General features: G+C 39.9%; 20 protein-coding genes. All 20 read right to left on the bottom strand.

Features of this window, described 5'->3' with window-relative positions:
* Positions 1–424: 424 nt before the first annotated feature.
* The 20 genes from C9J36_RS05095 to aroB all read right to left on the bottom strand — a co-directional run bounded on the left by C9J36_RS05095 (position 425) and on the right by aroB (position 18,052).
* Entirely contained in the window at positions 425–1,405 is a 981-nt protein-coding gene (locus C9J36_RS05095) for a biotin--[acetyl-CoA-carboxylase] ligase (RefSeq protein ID WP_107942414.1), read from the bottom strand.
* Positions 1,386–2,540, bottom strand: coding sequence for a CCA tRNA nucleotidyltransferase (locus C9J36_RS05090; protein WP_107942413.1), 1,155 nt, complete (start codon positions 2,538–2,540; stop codon positions 1,386–1,388). Before C9J36_RS05090 ends, C9J36_RS05095 begins: the two co-directional genes overlap by 20 nt.
* On the bottom strand, positions 2,537–3,673 hold the full coding sequence (gene bshA / locus C9J36_RS05085) for an N-acetyl-alpha-D-glucosaminyl L-malate synthase BshA (protein WP_107942412.1): 1,137 nt from the start codon (positions 3,671–3,673) through the stop codon (positions 2,537–2,539). Before bshA ends, C9J36_RS05090 begins: the two co-directional genes overlap by 4 nt.
* Before the next feature lie 20 nt (positions 3,674–3,693).
* On the bottom strand, positions 3,694–4,098 hold the full coding sequence (gene mgsA / locus C9J36_RS05080) for a methylglyoxal synthase (RefSeq protein ID WP_066171593.1): 405 nt from the start codon (positions 4,096–4,098) through the stop codon (positions 3,694–3,696).
* A 16-nt stretch (positions 4,099–4,114) separates the two neighbouring features.
* Entirely contained in the window at positions 4,115–4,909 is a 795-nt protein-coding gene (gene dapB / locus C9J36_RS05075) for a 4-hydroxy-tetrahydrodipicolinate reductase (protein ID WP_107942411.1), read from the bottom strand.
* Positions 4,906–5,244 (bottom strand): nucleotide pyrophosphohydrolase, encoded by a 339-nt coding sequence (locus tag C9J36_RS05070; RefSeq protein ID WP_066171598.1) that lies wholly within the window; start codon positions 5,242–5,244, stop codon positions 4,906–4,908. Before C9J36_RS05070 ends, dapB begins: the two co-directional genes overlap by 4 nt.
* A 123-nt stretch (positions 5,245–5,367) precedes the next feature.
* A complete protein-coding gene (locus C9J36_RS05065) occupies positions 5,368–6,048 on the bottom strand; it encodes a zinc metallopeptidase (protein WP_107942410.1) in 681 nt (226 codons plus the stop codon).
* A 55-nt stretch (positions 6,049–6,103) separates the two neighbouring features.
* Positions 6,104–6,703: a lipoprotein heptaprenylglyceryl N-acetyltransferase LhaT gene (gene lhaT / locus C9J36_RS05060; protein ID WP_107942409.1), complete on the bottom strand. Its 600-nt coding sequence runs from the start codon at positions 6,701–6,703 to the stop codon at positions 6,104–6,106.
* A 295-nt stretch (positions 6,704–6,998) separates the two neighbouring features.
* Entirely contained in the window at positions 6,999–7,796 is a 798-nt protein-coding gene (locus C9J36_RS05055) for a menaquinol-cytochrome c reductase cytochrome b/c subunit (RefSeq protein WP_066171607.1), read from the bottom strand.
* A gap of 39 nt (positions 7,797–7,835) precedes the next feature.
* Positions 7,836–8,510, bottom strand: coding sequence for a menaquinol-cytochrome c reductase cytochrome b subunit (qcrB, locus tag C9J36_RS05050; protein ID WP_066171610.1), 675 nt, complete (start codon positions 8,508–8,510; stop codon positions 7,836–7,838).
* Between the two features lie 22 nt (positions 8,511–8,532).
* Positions 8,533–9,036 (bottom strand): QcrA and Rieske domain-containing protein, encoded by a 504-nt coding sequence (locus C9J36_RS05045; RefSeq protein WP_066171613.1) that lies wholly within the window; start codon positions 9,034–9,036, stop codon positions 8,533–8,535.
* A gap of 269 nt (positions 9,037–9,305) precedes the next feature.
* On the bottom strand, positions 9,306–9,755 hold the full coding sequence (locus tag C9J36_RS05040; protein WP_107942408.1) for a DUF2487 family protein: 450 nt from the start codon (positions 9,753–9,755) through the stop codon (positions 9,306–9,308).
* Positions 9,756–9,914: 159 nt separating this feature from the next.
* Positions 9,915–10,466, bottom strand: coding sequence for a ReoY family proteolytic degradation factor (locus tag C9J36_RS05035; RefSeq protein WP_066171618.1), 552 nt, complete (start codon positions 10,464–10,466; stop codon positions 9,915–9,917).
* A 15-nt stretch (positions 10,467–10,481) separates the two neighbouring features.
* Entirely contained in the window at positions 10,482–11,705 is a 1,224-nt protein-coding gene (locus tag C9J36_RS05030) for a tetratricopeptide repeat protein (RefSeq protein ID WP_082799131.1), read from the bottom strand.
* Positions 11,706–12,060: 355 nt separating this feature from the next.
* Complete coding sequence (aroA, locus tag C9J36_RS05025) at positions 12,061–13,353, bottom strand: 3-phosphoshikimate 1-carboxyvinyltransferase (RefSeq protein ID WP_066171625.1); 1,293 nt, start codon at positions 13,351–13,353, stop codon at positions 12,061–12,063.
* Positions 13,354–13,364: 11 nt separating this feature from the next.
* Positions 13,365–14,042 carry an HAD family hydrolase gene (locus C9J36_RS05020; RefSeq protein WP_066171628.1) on the bottom strand — a complete coding sequence of 226 codons (678 nt, stop codon included), beginning with the start codon at positions 14,040–14,042 and terminating at the stop codon, positions 13,365–13,367.
* Positions 14,043–14,390: 348 nt separating this feature from the next.
* A complete protein-coding gene (locus tag C9J36_RS05015) occupies positions 14,391–15,488 on the bottom strand; it encodes a prephenate dehydrogenase (RefSeq protein ID WP_107942407.1) in 1,098 nt (365 codons plus the stop codon).
* On the bottom strand, positions 15,485–16,585 hold the full coding sequence (hisC, locus tag C9J36_RS05010; protein ID WP_107943081.1) for a histidinol-phosphate transaminase: 1,101 nt from the start codon (positions 16,583–16,585) through the stop codon (positions 15,485–15,487). The genes C9J36_RS05015 and hisC overlap by 4 nt, the downstream gene beginning before the upstream one ends.
* Before the next feature lie 19 nt (positions 16,586–16,604).
* Positions 16,605–16,967, bottom strand: a complete 363-nt coding sequence (gene aroH / locus C9J36_RS05005; RefSeq protein WP_066171634.1) for a chorismate mutase — start codon at positions 16,965–16,967, stop codon at positions 16,605–16,607.
* On the bottom strand, positions 16,964–18,052 hold the full coding sequence (gene aroB / locus C9J36_RS05000; RefSeq protein WP_107942406.1) for a 3-dehydroquinate synthase: 1,089 nt from the start codon (positions 18,050–18,052) through the stop codon (positions 16,964–16,966). Before aroB ends, aroH begins: the two co-directional genes overlap by 4 nt.

Below are 18,052 nucleotides of genomic sequence, written 5' to 3'. Positions count from 1 at the left end.
CGAGTTAACTCGAAAACTCCCCTTCAAAATCTGTGACATCCGCCGGAGGCTTAACTTGAATCAGCTAGGGTTTAAGCACTCCTCTGGCTTAGTTACTTTTCCAGCATTCATCCCGCTATTTTTAAAAGTAAGGGACTTTTGCTGAATCAAGTTAAATTGCACTATCGGTACAGTTCTATACAGATACTGTCCTTAGCCATACTATAACAAGTTTTGATGAAAACGTACAGTACAATGTTTTATTAATTTTAATTATTATTTTGAAGATATTTGCACTTTTCTTAGGGAATATCTGCAAATTTCATTGATTTATTTGCGCTTTTTTATAAGTTATTTGCGTTTTCTAAAATATATTTGCGACTTGCCTTTGTTTATTTGCGGCTTCTCAAATATATTTGCCAATTCCGCTCATCCATCTGCCGCTTCATTGAATTTCGATATCTGCTGAGTAAACGCTTTTGATTTCGCCATTTGCTGTGCGAATTTCAAGAACACCCGCTTCTGTAATACCGATTGCTTGACCTTCAATAATTTCGCGTAATGTCGTTGCACGCACATGCTTGCCAATTGTGTTTGATGCTGCTTCCCAAAGTGTTTTAATTGGAGCAAAGCCTTCTTTTACATAGATATCACTCAACTGTTCCAAATGGCCGAGATATTTTGCAACAAAAAGGGCTCGATCAATTTTTCTGCCTTCTTCAATGGCTAACGATGTTGCAACGCCACGTACCTCCTGTGAAAAATCCTCTGGCTGTTGATTGACATTAATACCTGTACCGATTAAGAGGGCTTGTATTCGGTCAGCTTCCGCCACCATTTCCGTTAAAATGCCGACACATTTTTTGCCGTCAATTAAAATGTCATTCGGCCACTTAATTGCTGGCTTAAAGTTTTGGCATACTTCTCTTATCGCATGTGTAAGAGCAACAGCAGCGACAAGTGTAAACTGCGGTGCTTGATGCGGTAAAATATTCGGGCGGATGATTGTTGTCATCCAAACACCTTGACCTTCAGCCGAATCCCACGGGCGCTGCATTCGACCACGTCCCGCTGTTTGCTTTTCTGCAATGACTACCGTGCCATCTGCCGCGCCATTACGAATCAATTCGTGCGCTACAATTTGCGTTGACTCTACCTCATCAAAATGATAAATTTTTTGACCATAGCGAGCCGTCTTCAAATGGGCAGCAATTTGCATCTCATCAAGCCTATTTGATTTAGCAATTAATTTATAGCCCTTTTTCTTAATGACTTCAAATGTATAACCATCCTGTTGGAGCGCTTGCATATGCTTCCAAATAGCCGTTCTTGACACGAGTAGCTCGTCGGCTAACTGCTGGCCGCTTATTGGTTCACCAGCCGCTGCTAAAAAGCGCTGCAATATTTTATCCTTTATAGATGTCATAAAACCATTCCTTTAATTGCTCTTTGTTATTTTCTACTTGCCTTGTTAATACAGCGTATAGTGCTGCATCTAACGCTGTTTTTAGCCATGGACCGCCCTTTTTTTGCGCCCATTCAATTACATCACGTCCACTAATTGCGAGCTGCTGCGCTGTCGCAATTGGCAGTTGTGCTTTTTTCAGCGCAATTTCATGCTTGGATAAAGCTATTTCATGTTCACGCCAGAGCGCAATATCGAAAGCCGTGTTTAGCACTTCGATATCATAATAAAAATAATCAAGCACTTGCCAGCTAGCCTGCAATTTTCCATAGGCCTCTGCTACTTGCTTGGCAAATTCTTTTTCCTTATTCGAGCATTTATAGTAGGAGAAAAATGCCTCCTGTTCATTTAATACGTAAAAATAGGCCCAGCCGACGAGTGGATTTTCTGTTTGAAAGCTCTTCCAATCAGCTACTACAAATGTGCCTTGCAAAAATTGATTTAATGTAGTTTGTCGGAGCATCGCAACTCCTTGTACAGGGGAACGGCTTGTCCATATTTTATTTAATTCAGCATGAATACGTTCCCTCGCTACATATTGAATTTGCTCAGCCAATGATTGAATTGCTGACAATGTAGTAGATTCAATTGTAAAGCCGAGCTGTGCGCTAAAACGAATCGCCCGCATCATACGTAGAGCATCTTCCTTAAAACGCTGCTCAGCTTGCCCAACTGCACGAATCACTTTACGCTGAATATCCTCTTGCCCATTATACAAATCAATAATTACTCCATCTCGCGTCATCGCCATCGCATTCATCGTAAAATCACGCCGCGCTAAATCATCCTCTAAGTTACGGACAAATGTAACTGCATCTGGCCTGCGATGGTCTGTGTAAAGCCCATCCGTACGATAAGTCGTTACCTCAATTGGTTCACCCTCATCTAACACTAATACGGTCCCATGCTCAATACCAACATCAATTGTTTCATTAAAAATGGCTTTGATTTCTGCTGGTAAAGCACTTGTAGCAATATCAACATCGTTATTTGGCTGCCCAATAATGAAATCTCGAACTGCTCCTCCGACAAAAACCGCTTCAAAGCCCGCCTGCTCAATTTTTTCAATTACTCGCTTTGCTGCTTTCCACATCATTGCATCATTCCTAATAGGCGCTCATATAAGCTTTCATATTGCTCAATAATTTTTGTCGATTGAAATTTTTCCTGTGCTGTTCGGGTAGCGGCATCACGAAATTGTTGAAGCTTTGTTTCATCCTGTAGCAACGAAATTGCATAGTCTGCTACCGCATTCGTATCGTGTAGTGCAACAAGATAACCATTCCGACCATGCTCAATTACTTCTGGGATACCCCCAATTGTTGTTCCAATGCCAGGGACCCCACAAGCCATCGCTTCTAATAAAACTAAGCCAAATGACTCTTTTTCAGATAATAGCAGCTTCAAATCGCTAATCGCATATAGCTCCGCAATATTTTCCTGCTTCCCTAAAAACAACACGTCTCCACTATACGGCGTGTTTTTTACTTGCTCCATTACGCGATGCTTTTCAGGACCATCTCCTACTAGGATGAGCTTTGCCTCCATTTGCATCCGCACTTTCATAAACGATTCAATTACATCTGGCAAATTTTTAATTTTTCTGAAGTTTGAGACATGAATTAACACCTTTTCATATGGCTTAATGCCAAATTGTTCCTTCAAATATTCCGCATTGAAGGGCTTAAAAATATTCTCATCAACAAAATTATAAACTGTTTCGATTGGCTTTTTCGTGTTGATTAGCTCATATGTTTGCTCCTTTAAAGCGTTGGAAACAGCCGTGACAATGTCCGACTGTTCTATGCCATATTTAATTGCCTGCGTCAGACCTGAATCTTGCCCTAAAACAGTAATATCTGTCCCATGCAATGTTGTAATAATGCGCACATCTTTTTTCGACATTGCTTTTGCTAGTACGGCACATACAGCATGCGGCACGGCATAATGTACATGCAAAATATCGAGCTCCTCATTCTGTATTACATCTGCCATTTTGCTTGCTAATGCGATATCGTACGGTGAATATTGAAAAACAGAATAATTGTTTACTTCAACCTCGTGAAAAAAAATATTTGAATAAATTTTATTTAAACGAAAAGGTACGCTCGATGTAATAAAATGAATTTCATGGCCACGCTCCGCAAGCATTTTGCCAAGCTCTGTTGCGATAACACCCGAACCACCAACTGTTGGGTAGCATGTAATACCAATTTTCAGCTTTTTCATTGTACCCCTCCATATCAAACTTATTTTCTACGCTCTGCAATTAGACGCCAATCCACTAGCCCTTCCTGCAAGCCTTTTAATAAAATTTCTGCAGTTCCCATATTTGTTGCAAGGGGGATATGATACACATCGCATAAACGAACGAGCGCTGTTACATCTGGCTCGTGTGGCTGCGCTGTTAATGGATCACGGAAGAAAAACACCATATCCATATCGTTATTGGCGATCATTGCACCTATTTGCTGGTCACCACCGAGTGGTCCAGAACGAAATAGCTGAATGGCTAATCCTGTCGCCTCTTGAATGCGCGTACCTGTTGTTCCTGTAGCATATAAATCATGCTGTACTAATATATCACTATATGCAATAGCAAATTGGACTAAATCATCCTTTTTTCGATCATGTGCAATTAATGCGATTTTCATTTTTTGTCAGTCCATTCTATAGTATATTTTCAAGCCCATATACAAGGTGCTCAATACCTACTACGGTTTCAACACAAAAGACAATACCGTTCATAAATGATTGGCGATTTAAAGAATCATGGCGAATTGTTAGCAATTGCCCCTCCCCACCAAATAAAACTTGCTGATGTGCAACAAGACCCGGTAATCGTACAGAATGGATGCGCATGCCATCAAAATCGCCCCCACGTGCACCTGTAATTGTTTCATGTTCCTCAGGATGTCCCTGTACTTTTCCTTGGCGTACCTCAGCAATCATTTGTGCTGTTTTTACACCTGTGCCACTTGGCGCATCTAGCTTTTTATCATGATGCATTTCAATAATTTCAACATCATCGAAATATTTAGCTGCCTCTCTTGCAAATTTCATCATTAAGACTGCCCCTAAAGCAAAATTAGGTGCGATAATACAGCCTATTTTTTGTTCTCGCGCCAGCTGTGTTAATTCCTCTAATTGCTCATCTGTAAACCCTGTTGTTCCAATAACAGGTCGTACTTTATGTAATAAAGCTTGCTTCGTATGCTCGTAGACTGATTGTGGATTTGTTAAATCAATGAATACATCTGGCCTCGTTTGTTCAACAAGCTCCTCAAAGCTTGTGAATATTGGCACTGTATAGTCTGCCGGAAACTGTTCGAGCTCTCCCAGTGTTGCGCCTATTTCCTTATAATCAAGTGCCGCTACAAGCATCAAGCCTTTATGCTTCATTACTGTATGTACAGCCTCTATACCCATTTTTCCACGTGCACCTGCAATAGCTACTTTTATCATGCTTGCTCTTCCTTTCTCGTCCATCGATCTTTATCGCGTGTTTCAAATTTATGGAGAACGCGTAAAAGTGCTTCATCGAGCTTGATTCCTTGTGCATTAGCAAAGCATACAAGGACGAAAAAAAAGTCCCCAAGCTCTTCTTCAATGCTCCCTCTATCCTCTGTTGCCTTTTTCTTTTTTTGACCATACACATCCTGTACCTCGCGCGACAATTCGCCTAACTCTTCCGTTAATCGTGCTAATAGCTCAAAAGGTGGAAAATAGCCTTCCTTGAACTGTCCAATATAATCATCCACACGTTGTTGTAAATGCTGCATCGTTATTTCTGTTGTCATCGTATCACTCCCTACTCTTTAATTTATAGATTTCGCCTCATCTTGTCAAAACATCGAAAATAGAAAAGCTGTCTGAAAAGCAGTGCTTTCGCACGCTTTTCAGACAGCCTCGTTTCCTTTTATTTAATCATCTGAGCGCATGCCTGTATAAATTAATATTAAACGTAATAGCTCTAATACAGCTACAGCTGCAGCCGCTACATATGTCATTGCTGCTGCATTTAAAACCTTTTTCGCAGGGCGTTCTTCGTTATTTCCAATGATGCCAAGTGCAACGACCTCGTTCATCGCCCGTTTCGATGCATCGAATTCTACTGGTAGTGTAACAATTTGGAATAGTACACCAGCCGCTAATAATGCAATACCTAATAATAATAAACCTGATTGTTGTGCCACAATACCTATTAATACAAATATCCAAGAAGCATTTGATGAAATATTTGCTACAGGTACTAATTTTGCACGCATTGTTAGGAATGAATACGCCTCTTTATGTTGAATTGCGTGCCCTACTTCGTGTGCTGCAACTGCTGTACCAGCGAGAGAAGTATTGTAGTAGTTATCCTCAGATAGTGCTACCGTTTTTGTCGCCGGATTATAGTGGTCAGATAAAAAACCTTGCGTTGGAACAACACGCACATCTGTCAAGCCATGTTGGTCTAAAATCATGCGTGCTACTTGAGCACCAGTCATTCCTTTAGCAGCAGGCACTTGTGCAAATTTTCTATACGTGCTTTTTACTTTCATTTGTGCATAAATTGGTAAAATTAACACAATCGCAAAATAAACAATATACATTGCCATATTTTTTATTCTCTTCCCCTCTAACTTTATTTCCACGTACTATTCTAAATAGTTTTTACAGTTCATGCAAATAATTGCCCCTTTTATATGTAAAGTAAGCAATTATGATACAAACAATGGATAACCAAAATGTGAAATAACCAATTTGATTTGCGAACTGATCTATCACTCGATAATACGGCATCTGCCCAAATACATAGTCAATTACATCATTATGCAATGTCCAAATGGCAGCTACCGCAATATGCCAAAATTGAAAGCGATATTTCGGCAAATAAAGCATCGCTTGTACAGCCATCATAAAATGTGAAAATACAAGCATCCAACCTGCTGGTCCAATAGAGCCTGTTTCTGCTAAGGTTAATAAATTCATAACAACAGCCCAAATACCGTATTTTATTAAAGTGATAAGTGCAAGCACTTCCATCAATTTAAAATTTTTCCCTAATAACCAGCCGATAATAGCAAGACAGAAAAACAAGCTTGCTGTCGGACTATCAGGAACAAAAATATAAAAAATGGGCTCAGTCGATGCTAATTGATAACCATACCAATAATAGCCATAAATTGTGCCTGCAATATTAATGATAAGCAATAAAATTAAAAATGCTTTATTTGTCAGTATGTGCCAACACTGAAAAAATAGTTGCTGCATAGGTGGCTCCTTTCATTTTAAACGAGGCGTGTTGAAATAGAGAGCTAAAAACACGCAGACTTATATAATGAACAGATATAGCTTTAAGTTATACTATGTATTATTTTAAACGAAAAAGGATAATTTTAAAAAACAATTTTGATATGTCCTTTACGCTAATGATTTCAGTATTAAAGAACAGCAATATAAAAACTCTGCGCTATACTTTAGTATAACACTAACAACCATTTTTATTTTATATAGAAAATTAAGGCTGTCCCGAAAGAGTTTTCTTTCTGGACAGCCTTTTCTCGAATTATTTTGCTTCTTTTAAGCTTGCAATAAATTCTGCTAATTGGTCTAGTTCTTCGTCAGTACCATCAAATGTGCCGCCTGGCATACCACCACGACCATTTGTTACGATTTCCTTTACTTCTTCAGCAGTTAATTCATTACCTAAAAGCATTGGTGCACCTGTTCCACCAGCTAAGTCACCACCGTGACAGCCGATACAAGATGCTTGCGCTTGGAAAATTTCGTAACCTGGAGAGGTTTCATCAATCTCTACATCAGGCAATAATCCTAAATCTTTATCTGTAATTACACCTTGAGCTTTAGCAGCTTCCCAGTCATGGTTTGCTACAGATTCCCAAGTTAAATAAATCATTGACGCAACAGCTAATAACATAAATGCTGTTGGTAATGGACGTTTAGATGGACGACGCTCTGGCGTTGTATCTAAGAATGGTACAAGCGCTAAAGCACCGAATGCTAAACCTGGAATAATAATTGCTCCAATCACATTGTATGGACCTGAAGCATAAGTGTATTTTAATAATTGGTACATAAATAAGAAGTACCAGTCCGGTAACGGAATATAAGAAGCGTTAGTTGGATCTGCCGGACCTTCAAGTGGTGAAGGGTGAGCGACAGTTAATAATAGGTAACCGATTAAGAATACAGCCCCTACCATCCATTCTTTTAATAAGAAATCAGGCCAGAAAGCTTCTGTTTTCCCTGGATACTCGGAATAATCTTTAGGCTTGTTCGGCATACGGTTATTCGACTTAATTCGCGAATCACCAACGAACTTCATACCTTTTCCGCGTTGCATAGTGTCCCCTCCTTAAAAAATCATCAAAACATTGTTAAATCAAAGTGGTCCTGAAATACCTTGACGACGAATCATGATAAAGTGTGCCGCAAGTAAAGCAAATAACGCAGCAGGTAAGAAGAATACATGAATCGCGAAGAAACGTGTTAACGTTTGCGCTCCTAGAATTTCAGCGTCACCTGCTAATAAAATCTTAATTATTTCACCAATAAACGGTACAGATGCTGCGATTTCAATACCTACCTTTGTTGCAAACAATGCTTTCATGTCCCAAGGAAGTAAATAACCCGTGAAACCTAATCCAAGCATTACACCAAAAATACCTACACCAACAATCCAGTTTAATTCACGAGGCTTTTTATATGAGCCTGTGAAGAATACACGAAGCGTATGTAAGAACATCATTACGATAACTAATGAAGCTCCCCAGTGGTGCATACCACGAACGATTTCACCAAACGCTACTTCGTTTTGTAAATAATAAACTGACTTCCAAGCATTTTCTACGTCCGGTACATAATACATTGTTAAGAACATACCAGATAAAACTTGAATTACTGTAATGAAGAATGTTAATCCACCGAAACAGTAAACGAATGCTGAAAAGTGATGGGCAGGGTTTACGTGCTCTGGCACTTCGTGGTCGGCAATATCACGCCAAATAGGTGTAATATCTAAGCGCTCATCGACCCAATCATAAATTTTGTTTAGCACTGATATCGTACCCCCTAACTAATTAGCCTAAATTATTTGCGATTTTTTTCCCAAGCATTAAGAAACCATCTTTTTCTGCCACTTCATATTGATCAAGTGGGCCAAGAGGTGGTGTACCTGCTACGTTTTTACCGCTCTTCTCATAGCGACCAGCGTGGCAAGGACAGTAGAATTGGTCTGGATGTGCACTATCGCCAGCCCAGTTAACTGTACAACCTAAATGCTTACACACAGGTGAAAGTGCGACAATTTGATCACCGCTCTTATATACCCAAGCTGCCTCCGTTACATCCGATTTATACCAAGCATCTACCTGTTCGAATGTAAAGTTTACACTAATAGGCTCTTCCGTAATATCTGCAACTTTTTGACTCGTTAAAATAAAGTCTCCATCTGCTTTTGTTTGTAACACCGGGTCAATAGCAAAACGTACCATTGGCATTAACATTCCCGCCGCCATAAATCCACCAACACCAGTTAAAGTGTAGTTTAAAAATTGACGTCGCGTTACTCGATTATTACTCACTCTTTTCCCCCCTCTAACTAAAAGGTCAATACTTTTACAAATAGTAATACTAGGACATATCTATGATATATCAATAAAATAAGTTGGTCAATACAGCATTCGGTTGATTTCGACACTTTGTGAACATTTCATGAAGCAAAACATTTATACCCTTGTTAACGCAATTTTTGATTCTTTCACCACTTAGCCAAAAAACATCCTACAAAATTTGCAATATCCACTAAAGACTTTCTTTTGAATGAGTAGATAGTCTATTTCTAATAAAATAACTACTGTCTTGTCCACTCAGCGGTTAAGTTCGGAATGACGAGCTTTAGCTGATCCTCTAAAATTTTTTGCTTCATACTTGCATCCATTGATTCTAAAGGGATAGCCGGTAACCAAATAACATTATAGTCGTCTTGCATGCTCGTCCACCCGTGGTCACATGTAGCGAAGAAAATATGCTTAAAGCCCACATTTTCGAGCGCTTCCTTCCAAACAGCAAGATTTACCTGTTGCTTTGTTTGCTCCAAATAAGTAATTGGTGGAATAAGCATCAATCTTCCTCTAAACTGCTGTTCAATAAATGAGGTTAAGGACATTAGGAATTCCGCCTGCGAACTGCTATGTCTTATTGTCTGTGGCTCTAAGCCCATATTTAATAGTGGTACAACCGCTGTATCGATAAATTGCTTTTGCGCTTGAAATTGTTCTACATCTTTCGCATTAAAAAACACTTTATTTCCCCCTAAATGAAGCATGGAGATTATCTGAAAAGGTGATGCCTTTTCAGATAATCCAAATTGCCCTTGCTAAATTATTTCGATAAAATCTTATGCTTCTGTGGTGGTCACATTGACATGCCACCATCCTCGGCGCAAAGAGTTCGTCTGCGCTTACTTTTGCACATGTTGTAATGCTTGTAATAAGCTTGATAGTTCAAAAAAGCGATTTTTGTCTCCTTTGTCAAGCGCTTCGTCAATTTCCTTTAAAAGCTTCTCCTCTTGAAAGGCACGCATACTGTCCTTTAATAATTGTTCTGCTAAAATGCGATCTTTTTCACTAATATGCAAATACTTCGGCATATAAGGATTTTCCTCTAACACAGCTAAATATACTTGGTGAGGTGGAATATTTGGAAAATTAATTTGAATATACATCATCTCATCTGGATTTAACCGTAAGTCATGAAATGATTTTTCCGCATCTGCTGTCATAATATTGCCTTTATAAAAGCGAAAAGGTACGCCGTTACTTTCAACAGAGGACATCACAATCGCGCGTGGGCAGTAATGTGCTTCTTCTACAAAGCAAACATTTTCCAACAATTTCTCATCACTTAATAAGTAATTTAAAATCCACACACATTCCCTGCGCTTCAATTGATAATTTTTTAAAAACCATCGCACAAATATCTTTTTATCTGCAATTGGGACGGATGATACCATGCTGCAATGCCCCCTTTACTCAAAGCTATCGTATAAATCTACCCACTGTTGTTCTGTAGGCTGTAACGTCATTAATCTCATCACAACTTCTTTGGCTTCATCACGCTTGCCATCTTCAATTAGAAAATAACTATACGCTTCTAAAAATGCTTCATCATCCTTAAAATCATTATATGCTTTCTTGTAAATAACGTATGCTTTTTCGAACTGTTCCTCTTGATTGTATGCTTCCGCCACAAAGGGCGCTAAAGCCGTCCAATCAAATTGCTCCTGCTCCAGCTGCTCATACAAATCGATAATCGCCTCATACTGCTCTTCTGTACTATAAATCGACATCAGTACTAAAATCGCTTCCATATATTCAGGGTCTAAAGCGATTGCCTGCTGTAAATGCTCAATCGCTTCATTAGGTAGATGATTTTTCAAAGCCATCTTCCCCGCAAATAAAAAGAGTGTCTTATCATACTCGTCACGCGCTAGTCCCTCTTGAATTGCTTTATATGCGCGCTTATTATCCTCTAACATAGCATAGCTTTCTGCCAACAATAAATACGCAGAAAAATAATCTGGATCAAGCTCCTTTAAATCTTCAAGCTGCTTTGTGGCTAGTTCATATTTTTCTGTTTGGAATGCAGCATAAGCTGAGCCAAATAGCATATCTGGTGAAACTTCGTCCTCAAGCGCCTCCATATAATAATCAAGTGCTCTTTCATAGCCTGCACCCGCACGATACACTTCCGCTAGACGTGCAGCAAGTTTTACGCCGGCAAATTCCTTGTCCGCTGCATACAATTCTTCATAAATACGAGCTGCCTCTGTAAAGCGACCTGTCTCAAATAGGAGCTCTGCCTTTGCAAATTGTAGCAATGGCTCATTTGGAAGCAACTCAATTGCTTCATTTATACGCTTCTCTGCAACTTCAAATAGCCCCTGCATTTGATAATAGTCTGCTAAAGTAAGTAGCACTTGAGGATATTCAGTTGCCTCTGTATCAATTGATAAAAGCAAGTCGAGCGCCTGATCCTCCTCGCCAATTTCCATCATCACATTGGCTCTGTCGATTGTGAGCTGTGCTTCTTCTGGAAATAAAAATTGCAAATGCTCTAATGCTCTGTTTGCCTGCTGTAAATAGCCATACTGCATAAACAATTCAGTCATTTCATATTGCTCATTTGGCTCCGCATTCATTAAAAATGGCTCTAGCAGTTGATCAATTGTCTGCAAATCTCCCTCTTGCATTGCTTGTTGTAATTGATTGATGTTTGCCACAGTACTTCACCTTTTCTTTCTTAAGTCATTCCCTATGCTACATGACAAGCAGCTATCAAACAAGAAAAAATACTTAGCTAAACTTTTTCATAGTATTTCCATACATCGTCACTTCTAATATACTGGTATATTTTTCAAAGCAATCCTTTTCCCCTTCTTAATAATAAGTTATATTCACAAATTTATAATTGCTTTGGGTGTGAAAGAAATCGCGGCGATACTAGTGTTTTCAACCATTAGTTGTTTTTTAATGGTTCGTATTTCGCAAAAAAGAAAAGGTTGTATGAAAGCTGTGTGCTAGCCTGCTTTCATACAACCCTCTTCTTTATTTTTGACGTAAGGCATCTATATGCTCAAAAAATGTTGGGTATGATACGGCAATACAATCGGCATCATCTAATAGTACTTCTCCCTCTGTAATCAGCGCAGCAATTGCTGCCATCATGCCGATACGATGATCACCATAAGATTTTAGGGCAGCACCATGAAGCGGTGTTGGTCCATAAATAATCATGCCATCCTCCGTCGCTTCAATAGTAGCTCCAAGCTTTTTCAGCTCTGTAACAACCGCGCTAATACGGTCAGTTTCTTTTACTTTTAGTTCTTCAGCATCTTTAATAACTGTTGTCCCCTGTGCCTGTGTCGCAAGCAAGGCAATAATCGGAATTTCATCAATTAAACGGGGGATTAATTGTCCTTCAATTGTCATCCCTTTAAGCGCTGAGCTTTCAATTAGCACCTCCGCAGTTGGCTCTGCTGCTAATTCATCCTCCACTTTGATAGTCATATTCGCACCCATTTCGGCTAGCACGCTAATAATGCCATCTCGTGTTGGATTGATGCCGACATTTTGCAATAGAATACGACTGTCTTTAGCAATTGCACCTGCTGCAAGGAAAAAGGCAGCTGAGGAAATATCACCAGGTACTTTTACATGTGTTGCCGTAAGCGTTTGACCACCCTCAAATGAGACAACACCATCCTCCACATCTACCTGTGCACCAAATTGGCGTAACATGCGCTCTGTATGGTCACGTGAAACCTCGCTTTCACGCACAATCGTCGTTCCTTGTGCGCGCAATCCAGCTAATAAAATAGCTGACTTTACTTGCGCGCTTGCAACAGGCATTGTGTAATCAATTGCTGTAAGCTCTTTGCCTTGAATTGCAACAGGTGTAAATTGCCCATTTTCACGTCCAGTAATATGCGCCCCCATTAAACGAAGCGGGTCTGCGACGCGGCGCATTGGACGTTTGGCAATTGAAGCATCACCTGTCATTATTGTATGTAACTTTGCCCCTGCAAGGAGGCCTAACATTAGACGTGTTGTCGTACCCGAATTACCCGTATAAAGCACTTCTGTTGGCTCTTGCCATGCGTCAATACCCTCACTAATTATCGTCACATTTGTGCCTTCCACAGCAATTTCTACACCAAGCTTTCGGAAGCAGTCAATTGTTCGTAAACAATCTTCTCCTAATAAAAAGCCTTCAACTGTCGTTGTTCCTTGTGCAATTGCCCCAAACATCACCGAGCGATGCGATACCGACTTATCACCAGGCACCGTAATTGTCCCTTGTAGGCTTGGCTTTTCATAATTTAATTTTTTCGCTTCCATTGAGAGCCCTCCTAAGTATTTTGGTTTAGCCTATTTATAATGTCTGTCACTTCTGATAAATTTTCAACAACAAAATCAGCACTTACCTCATCAGACCAATGTGCATCTTTTTTCCAAATGCCTAGCATCCCAATTGCCTGAGCTGCTGCTATATCATTTACAGGATGGTCCCCAATAAATATGCTATTCTTAGCTGCCACATCTAATTTTTGTAATGCCCTTAAAAAGATTTCTGCAGATGGCTTTTTAATACCTTCCCATTCAGAAATTAATATCGCATCAAAATATTGCTCAATTTCAAGTTCCCGTATATTATTTAGCTGAAATTGACCTATTCCATTTGTAATAATCCCCAATTTATAATATCGCTCTCTCAGCCATTGCAGTATTTTATGAACCGCGGGAAATGGCACACAATAATTACTAAAGTTTGTCACATAATCATTTAAAAGTTGTTCAGCCTTAATATTTGTTATAGCAAACTCAACAATTAGCTCCTCATACACCTTATCTTTCCAAGTGTACCCTCGATTGTCCAATGTTATAAAACGTTCTATGTATTTCTGCTTTGGAATATGTCCTAAAGCCTGAAGATAGCGCTCGTATTGCGCATCAACAAAATGCAATAATGAAGCATCACGGTCTAGCAATGTACCATCTAAATCAAACAGCACAGATTTGATTGTCATAACTCCTCCTTATTTAAAAATGGTCGTTCAACAAGCCGACTTCAGCGCTTCTCTTTCACTCAGGAAAAAACACCGCCAAATCCATTTTTCACAAATTTTCAAGGTGCTAATTCCATAGTACAACACCTCCAATAGGAGTTGTCCGAAAAGTCCATTTTATTTTGACACTGCATTGAAATCAATGTTTTCGTTGCTTTCCTTTTACGGGAGAGGTAACGCTACTAAAGTCAATGTTCATCCCATCTTTAAAAGAGGCGTTCTTTTGTTTATAGGAATCAACATTTTATGAAACATCATCGCTACTGTCCAAAATGCCGGCTATGCACAGCTTTTTGGACAGCCCCTACCCTAGGAAATAAATGTCTCAAAATTAGCATGGCGTGCAATGCATTTCACTGCGCGTTCTCGATCCTCTGCATTTTGGAAGCTAATGACTAAAATACCGAATAAATCTTCACGTGCCTCAACAATACGAATATTCGTAATGCTAATATTATCCTCTGCTAAATAACCTGTTATTTCCGAAATAACCCCCGGATAATCAGGAACATCGATGTACAAATCAAAGGTTGTATAGAAAGCACCAGCTGAAATCGGTAGCTCATCACGTACTTCCTTGGCCATTGCAAAATATTGCTCGATTAGGGAAACGTCGCCCTCTTCTAATAAATTTTTAACAGCATCCATTTCCTTCAGCCATTGATTCAACTGTCCGATAAGCTCATCGCGATTTTGCACTGTAATATCTCGCCAAAGTAAAGGGTTACTTGAAGCGATGCGAGTAATATCGCGAAATCCCCCAGCCGCAATGGAGCTCGTCATAGGAAACTGTGCATTTTCTTGATAGAGCTGATGGACAAGAGAAGCCGCCACAATATGCGGGAAATGACTGACAACTGCTGTCATATGGTCATGCTCCTTAGCATCCACTCGTACTAATTTGCCATGTGTATATTTTAACAAAGCCTCGAGCTTTTCTATATTCGTCTCTAACTCATTCGCTTGTGGTGTAAGCATATAATAAGCATTTTCAAATAAATGCGGCTTTGCTGCTGTAATACCGCTTTTATGTGAGCCTGCCATTGGATGTCCGCCGATAAATGTAATTCCATTCGCTTGTAATGCTTGGGCTTTTTCCATAATCAAGCTTTTTGTGCTTCCTGTATCCGTCACAATCACATTTTTTTTCAATGTCCATGCTTGCATTTTGTCCATCCAATCAAGCGTTGCATTGACCGGCGTGCCGAAAATGATAAAATCAGCCCTTTCAGCCGCCTGCTGTAAGTCGTCCACCACTTCATGTACAACTTGCAGCGTTTTAGCCATCGCACGTGTTTGAATAAAAGCATCATAGCCAAACACTTTCACTTGCGGAGCCTTTTGTAAAGCAAGGGCAACAGAACCTCCAATTAGCCCTAGTCCAATAACTAATACATTTTTCGTCACACTAAAACACCTTGCTCCTGCAACACTTCTTCAAGTAATGCTAAAAACTTGGCATTTTGCTGCTCTGTGCCAATTGTTACACGAATATAACCAGGCACACCAAGCGCCGCACCGCTACGAATGATAAAGCCGCGTTTCATCATTTCTTGGAACACCAGATTGCTATCTGCTTTTACTTCAAATAAAATGAAATTCGTTTGTGACGGGTAATAGTTTAAGTGATGACGCTGACAAAAATCGACATATTGTGCTTTCCCTTTTTCATTTGCCAAACGACAGTTTTCAATAAATGCTTGATCCTGCAGCGCAAGTATCGCCACCTCTTGGCTTAACACCGTATTATTAAATGGCCCGCGCACCGCATCAAGCTTCGCGATAATATCCTCCTGCGCAATACCGTAACCAACACGGAATGCTGCTAAACCATATGCTTTAGAAAATGTACGCAGTAAAATCAAATTATTATATTGACGATAGTACGGCAGTGTATTCTTATGGGCAGGGTCATTAATATACTCAATATATGCCTCATCTAATACAACAAGCACATGTGCTGGTACTTGTGCTAAAAATTGCTGTAATTCAGCATCTGTAACAATTGTTCCTGTTGGATTATTTGGGCTACAAATCCAAACGACAGAAGTTTGCTCATCAATTTGGGCAAGCATCGCTGGTAAATCGTGGCGTCCGTCAACTGTAGGTACTTTGCGGATTTCCGCCCCTTCAATATCAGCATTGTGCCAGTATTGGGAGAATGATGGGTCAGCCATAACTGTATTGACCCCAGGATATAAAAGTGCACGTGTAATAATTGCAATTAAATCATCCGAGCCATTGCCAAAAATAAGCTCGCTTTCTTTTACTTCTAAATGATTGGCGACAGCTGTACGTAATTTTTGCGCATAGCCGTCTGGATAAATGGCATGATTCGTCTCGTTTGTCTTTAAAAATTCAGCTACTTTTGGTGAGCTGCCGAATGGGTTTTCATTAGAGGCTAATTTTACTACTTCTTCTAGCCCATATTCTCTTTTCACTTCTTCAATTGGCTTACCTGGTTGGTATGGCTTCATATCAAATATTTGTTGTTTCCACTTCATCATCGTTTCATTCTCCTCTCTAACGTACTAAGTCAGGACGCAGGCTAACTGCCTCATTCAAATAAATATGTTGGACGTCCTTTTGAGCCACTGTTGTATTGACAAGCATTAACACTCTGATACAAAGCGGTAATGCACCAGCTACATCCATTTCATGCATACACATAATCGGCACATATTGCCAACCTTCTAATGTGCGTACTGCCTTCGCAGGAAATGCCGATGTAATATCAGTCGTTGTTGAAACCGTTACAGAGGCAATATGTTCTACATCAATATTATTTACTTTGACCATTTCTTGCACTAATTGCGCCGTCGCTTCCCATACAAGCTCTTGTTTATCTGCTACAATCGTTGTTGCTCCTCTTACCCCACGAATCATGAAACTACCTCCGCTATTAAATTTCTCAGCTCATTGTCTACCTCTTGGCAGACAGCTAACTCTATTTTTTGCACGAACGGCTCACCGATTGCCTGTAACAAGACAAATTGTAGCTCACCATATTCTGCCTTTTTATCCTTTACTAAATACGTTGTCAGTTCGTCAAACGAATAATCCTTTACTGCCGCAAACGGATAACCGCTCGCTACAGCAAAATGGAAAAATTGTTTCGTAAAATTACGCGTTATTTGACCGTAGCGCTCACTCAATAATAAGCAATACACTAAGCCAATCATCACAGCTTCTCCATGTGCTAGTCGACCATAGCCTGCTGCCGCTTCAAGCGCATGCCCATACGTATGCCCTAAATTCAAATATTTACGAACAGATTGCTCCGTTTCATCTTGCTCAACGATATTCGCTTTCACACGAATACCTAAAGCTAAATACTCGGCTAGTAGCTGCTCTGGAAGCTCAATTAAATCGCCTTGTAGCATTTCCTCTAGCCACTTTGCATCCGAAATCATCGCATGCTTCACCACTTCAGCCATACCCGACAACACTTCGCGCTCAGGTAAGCTTGAAAGAAGTGCTGTATCATATAAGACTGCCTGCGGCTGATAAAATGCACCAATCATATTTTTCCCTAGTGGATGATTGATTGCAGTTTTGCCACCGACAGCCGAATCATGCGCTAAAATAGTTGTTGGTACTTGAATAAATGCAATTCCTCGCATATAAGTTGCCGCGACGAAGCCTGCTAAATCCCCGACAGCCCCGCCACCAAATGCGATGATAAGCGATTTTCTCGTGCATCTTTGCTCAAGTAAAAATGTTTGCACAGCCTCATAGTTGTCAAAGCTTTTACAGCTTTCGCCTGCTGGCATAATAAACGACTTAAAAGCGAATGAGCTACTTTCTGTAAAATACTTTTCCTGCGCCTGCCAAACATGTTGATCCGTTAACACAATAATCTGGTCTGCTTCAGCAAATAATTGCTTATATTTAGCGAATGCCTCTGCTAAAATACGATGACCAATCATCACTTCATACGTATGCGACGTCGTTTTGACAGAAATATTCAT

The organism is Metasolibacillus fluoroglycofenilyticus, from assembly GCF_003049645.1.
Lineage (GTDB): Bacteria > Bacillota > Bacilli > Bacillales_A > Planococcaceae > Metasolibacillus > Metasolibacillus fluoroglycofenilyticus.
The sequence above is the reverse complement of the archived record's forward strand: the minus strand, read 5'-3'. Positions and strand labels throughout refer to the sequence as shown.

Excerpts from the sequence above, each read along its gene's own strand:
- hisC (WP_107943081.1), bottom strand. The coding sequence starts at position 16,585 with ATGAAGTGGAAACAACAAATATTTGATATGAAGCCATACCAACCAGGT.
- aroA (WP_066171625.1), bottom strand. The coding sequence starts at position 13,353 with ATGGAAGCGAAAAAATTAAATTATGAAAAGCCAAGCCTACAAGGGACA.
- lhaT (WP_107942409.1), bottom strand. The coding sequence starts at position 6,703 with ATGCAGCAACTATTTTTTCAGTGTTGGCACATACTGACAAATAAAGCA.
- C9J36_RS05070 (WP_066171598.1), bottom strand. The coding sequence starts at position 5,244 with ATGACAACAGAAATAACGATGCAGCATTTACAACAACGTGTGGATGAT.
- C9J36_RS05030 (WP_082799131.1), bottom strand. The coding sequence starts at position 11,705 with ATGCAAGAGGGAGATTTGCAGACAATTGATCAACTGCTAGAGCCATTT.
- mgsA (WP_066171593.1), bottom strand. The coding sequence starts at position 4,098 with ATGAAAATCGCATTAATTGCACATGATCGAAAAAAGGATGATTTAGTC.
- C9J36_RS05065 (WP_107942410.1), bottom strand. The coding sequence starts at position 6,048 with ATGGCAATGTATATTGTTTATTTTGCGATTGTGTTAATTTTACCAATT.
- C9J36_RS05035 (WP_066171618.1), bottom strand. The coding sequence starts at position 10,466 with ATGGTATCATCCGTCCCAATTGCAGATAAAAAGATATTTGTGCGATGG.
- C9J36_RS05020 (WP_066171628.1), bottom strand. The coding sequence starts at position 14,042 with ATGACAATCAAATCTGTGCTGTTTGATTTAGATGGTACATTGCTAGAC.
- dapB (WP_107942411.1), bottom strand. The coding sequence starts at position 4,909 with ATGATAAAAGTAGCTATTGCAGGTGCACGTGGAAAAATGGGTATAGAG.
- aroH (WP_066171634.1), bottom strand. The coding sequence starts at position 16,967 with ATGATTCGTGGGGTAAGAGGAGCAACAACGATTGTAGCAGATAAACAA.
- C9J36_RS05055 (WP_066171607.1), bottom strand. The coding sequence starts at position 7,796 with ATGCAACGCGGAAAAGGTATGAAGTTCGTTGGTGATTCGCGAATTAAG.
- C9J36_RS05095 (WP_107942414.1), bottom strand. The coding sequence starts at position 1,405 with ATGACATCTATAAAGGATAAAATATTGCAGCGCTTTTTAGCAGCGGCT.
- aroB (WP_107942406.1), bottom strand. The coding sequence starts at position 18,052 with ATGAATATTTCTGTCAAAACGACGTCGCATACGTATGAAGTGATGATT.
- bshA (WP_107942412.1), bottom strand. The coding sequence starts at position 3,673 with ATGAAAAAGCTGAAAATTGGTATTACATGCTACCCAACAGTTGGTGGT.
- C9J36_RS05090 (WP_107942413.1), bottom strand. The coding sequence starts at position 2,540 with ATGATGTGGAAAGCAGCAAAGCGAGTAATTGAAAAAATTGAGCAGGCG.